We start from the raw sequence: 2504 nt of genomic DNA, 5'->3' as shown, positions 1-2504 counted from the left end.
GCTCAGGCCCTGGGCCCATTTGAGGCGCAGCACCTCTTTGATTTTACGCATGGATAACCTCTTCGCTGGCATCTGTTCCCCTCCGTGTGGAAAGGTCCAGAGTACCGGTTAGTTATCCCGCGTCAGGGCGCTCCGTTGGGTGATCTCAGGCGGCTTGCCGGGGTGGCAGGCTTCGTCTGGAATCAGTGGCAGCTTTGCCGTGGAATGGGTGGCAGGCTTCGCGTGGAATCAGTGGCAGGCTTGGTCTGGAATACGCATATTTCGGCGGTGTCGATATCATCACGTGAACGTGATCCGCCATAATATGGCCTTCTTCTATCAGACATTCTTTCTGTGCCCTGCCAATCGACGAAAAACCTCTCCCAAATCCTTCCTGGTCTGGCCGAAAAGATTCTTTCTTCGATATTTGGGAATGAAGACCACATGGTTCGGGAATCAACGCAGAGTTGGAGAGAAGTCTTGCTCGACCTCAAGGCCAGAGGGATGAATAGTCCCAAGCTGGCCGTTGGTGACGGTGCGATGGGCTTCTGGGCAGCCCTGGATGAAGTCTACGGAGAAACGAGGCAACAACGCTGCTGGATGCACAAGACAGGCAATGTGCTCAACGCTGCGCCCAAGGCAGTGCAAGCGAAAATGAAACAGGCACTGCACGACATCTGGCAGGCACCGACCAAGCATGAGGCGGAAGCGGCGTTTGACACTTTTGAGCAGATGTACGAGCCAAAGTATCCGAAAGCGGTACAGAGTTTACAGAAGGATCGCGATGAACTGATGGCGTTTTACGACTTTCCGGCGCAACACTGGCAGAGTTTGAGAACAACCAACCCAATCGAATCGACCTTTGGCACCATACGCCATAGGACAAAGCGTTCAAAGGGATGTTTGAGCCGGGACGGCATGTTGCAGATGATCTTCAAGCTGGGAGAATGTGCGGAGAAGAACTGGCGCAAGCAGCGTGGATTTAATTACCTGGCCAAGGTTGTCCAGGGTATCAAGTTCAAGGACGGCGAAGAGGTGATAGCAACCGATCAGAAAGTGGCTTGATCAAGTTGCCGAACACCAGATTTGACTATAACTCCACATCGCGGGGGGCAATGAGCACCTTGGCAAGATCAAGAATATCAAAGGAAGCCCTTGAATCTATGGTTTTACAAGTTAAAGACCTGCCTAACCCGAATCTGTCCCTATCACATTTTCTCTTTTTGTCTCTGTTAAACGCGATCAACCAGCACTACTGTTCGGTTACTCATGGACAGATGGACTGCTTTTATAGCTTAGCCCACTCGCTATAGACCTTACAGAATGGGCAAAAAACAGATCGTCAGTCTCAACGAAGAAGCCATTTCTGTCTTTTATACGAACCCTAACGAGCGAGATGTTTGGTCAAGAGGAATTGAATGGAGTTACGCAAATGAACAAGAGTCATAATGACGAAAATCTCACGATGGTAGACTTAGTTAAAACAACTTTCGCTGCAGCCCTTGGCGTACAGAGTAATAAGAACCGCGAACGCGATTTTAAACATGGCAATATCAAAGTTTTTGCCATTGCAGGGCTTATTTTTACCGTCTTGTTTATTGCTATCTTAATTTGCCTGGCCAAGTTAGTCCTATACTTTTCTGGAATGTAAAAACGGAAAAATCAGATTTAATAGCATCGGTTCAATTGCGCTGAAAATTGAGCCAATTCTGGCCAAAATTTGCGCCTAACACTGACCCGTTTTAGTAACTATAAAAGGCATTCGGTTCAATCGGTTAGTAGTACGTATCTGGTCTATTTTTCAGTACAAATCCCCCGGGGCAATCTGGGATGCAAATCAACAGTCTTAGGTTACAAACATTTCCGCCAATGGCCGTTGTTTGGTTCCACCTCGAAGCGAGTCCAGAGTCTGAACTCTTCCCTGGAGCATTTGCCAGTATCGTAGGCACCATGCCCGGCCATCACCTTGTAGATCACCATATCCCTTTTCGGGTCTGGGTGGTTGGCTGCGTCCACAACCTGCCGGACACTCCACAGCGTGCCGAGTTTGCCATTGCTGTAGAACCGTCCCTCGATGATTTCACTAGGATGTTCGGCATTCTTTTCGGCGTGAATCTTCGCCAGTTCCAGAAGCTCTGCAATATCCTCCGCGGTGATGTCCAGGAAGGAATCAAGGGATTGGATGGCCGCGGAGAAGTCTTCGTGGGTCAGCTCGTGAATACGATCCATGGGTTGAATGGTTGTCGTGCGCTTGCGCCTCACCAGGTGCGCAGGATAGCGCCGCCAGCTAAAGAGAAAATTGAAGCAAAAGGCGACCAGCAGGATAACAATCACGTTGAGCAACACCGGATTGACCAGGTAAGCATAGCCCTGACTGAGGCATAGGACATATTAACGGCCTATCGAGAGTAGACATCCTCGCTGATTGTGCTGCCCGGACCTGCGGACCTGTCGAAGTTTCCATCTATTGACCCGAAAATCCTGTTTGCGGCGTTGAACATGTTATTCCTATCCGGTCAATTCTG

The 2504-nt window shown here is 49.6% G+C and carries 2 protein-coding genes and 2 pseudogenes; 2 read left to right on the top strand and 2 right to left on the bottom strand.

What is annotated here, in order from left to right; all coding sequences use genetic code 11:
• Positions 1-244: 244 nt before the first annotated feature.
• Positions 245-423: pseudogene (tnpA, locus tag G533_RS24335) on the bottom strand (IS200/IS605 family transposase); the annotation flags it as partial.
• A 3-nt stretch (positions 424-426) separates the two neighbouring features.
• Between tnpA and G533_RS23060 the strand changes: the two are divergent.
• Positions 427-1044 (top strand): annotated as a pseudogene (locus tag G533_RS23060) (IS256 family transposase); the annotation flags it as partial.
• A gap of 367 nt (positions 1045-1411) precedes the next feature.
• A complete protein-coding gene (locus G533_RS0119220; RefSeq protein WP_027951297.1) occupies positions 1412-1630 on the top strand; it encodes a DUF2970 domain-containing protein in 219 nt (72 codons plus the stop codon).
• Between the two features lie 200 nt (positions 1631-1830).
• Here the strand turns inward: G533_RS0119220 and G533_RS23055 are convergent, their stop codons facing one another.
• Positions 1831-2313 carry a hypothetical protein gene (locus G533_RS23055; RefSeq protein WP_144079966.1) on the bottom strand — a complete coding sequence of 161 codons (483 nt, stop codon included), beginning with the start codon at positions 2311-2313 and terminating at the stop codon, positions 1831-1833.
• Between the last annotated feature and the right edge of the window lie 191 nt (positions 2314-2504).

This window comes from Haliea salexigens DSM 19537 (assembly GCF_000423125.1).
GTDB classification, from domain to species: domain Bacteria; phylum Pseudomonadota; class Gammaproteobacteria; order Pseudomonadales; family Halieaceae; genus Haliea; species Haliea salexigens.
Note: the sequence above shows the minus strand (reverse complement) of the source record. Positions and strands in the feature narration are given on the sequence as shown.

What these genes read in the sequence shown, in the direction of transcription:
- G533_RS0119220 (WP_027951297.1), top strand. Translation starts at nt 1,412, where the DNA reads ATGAACAAGAGTCATAATGACGAAAATCTCACGATGGTAGACTTAGTT.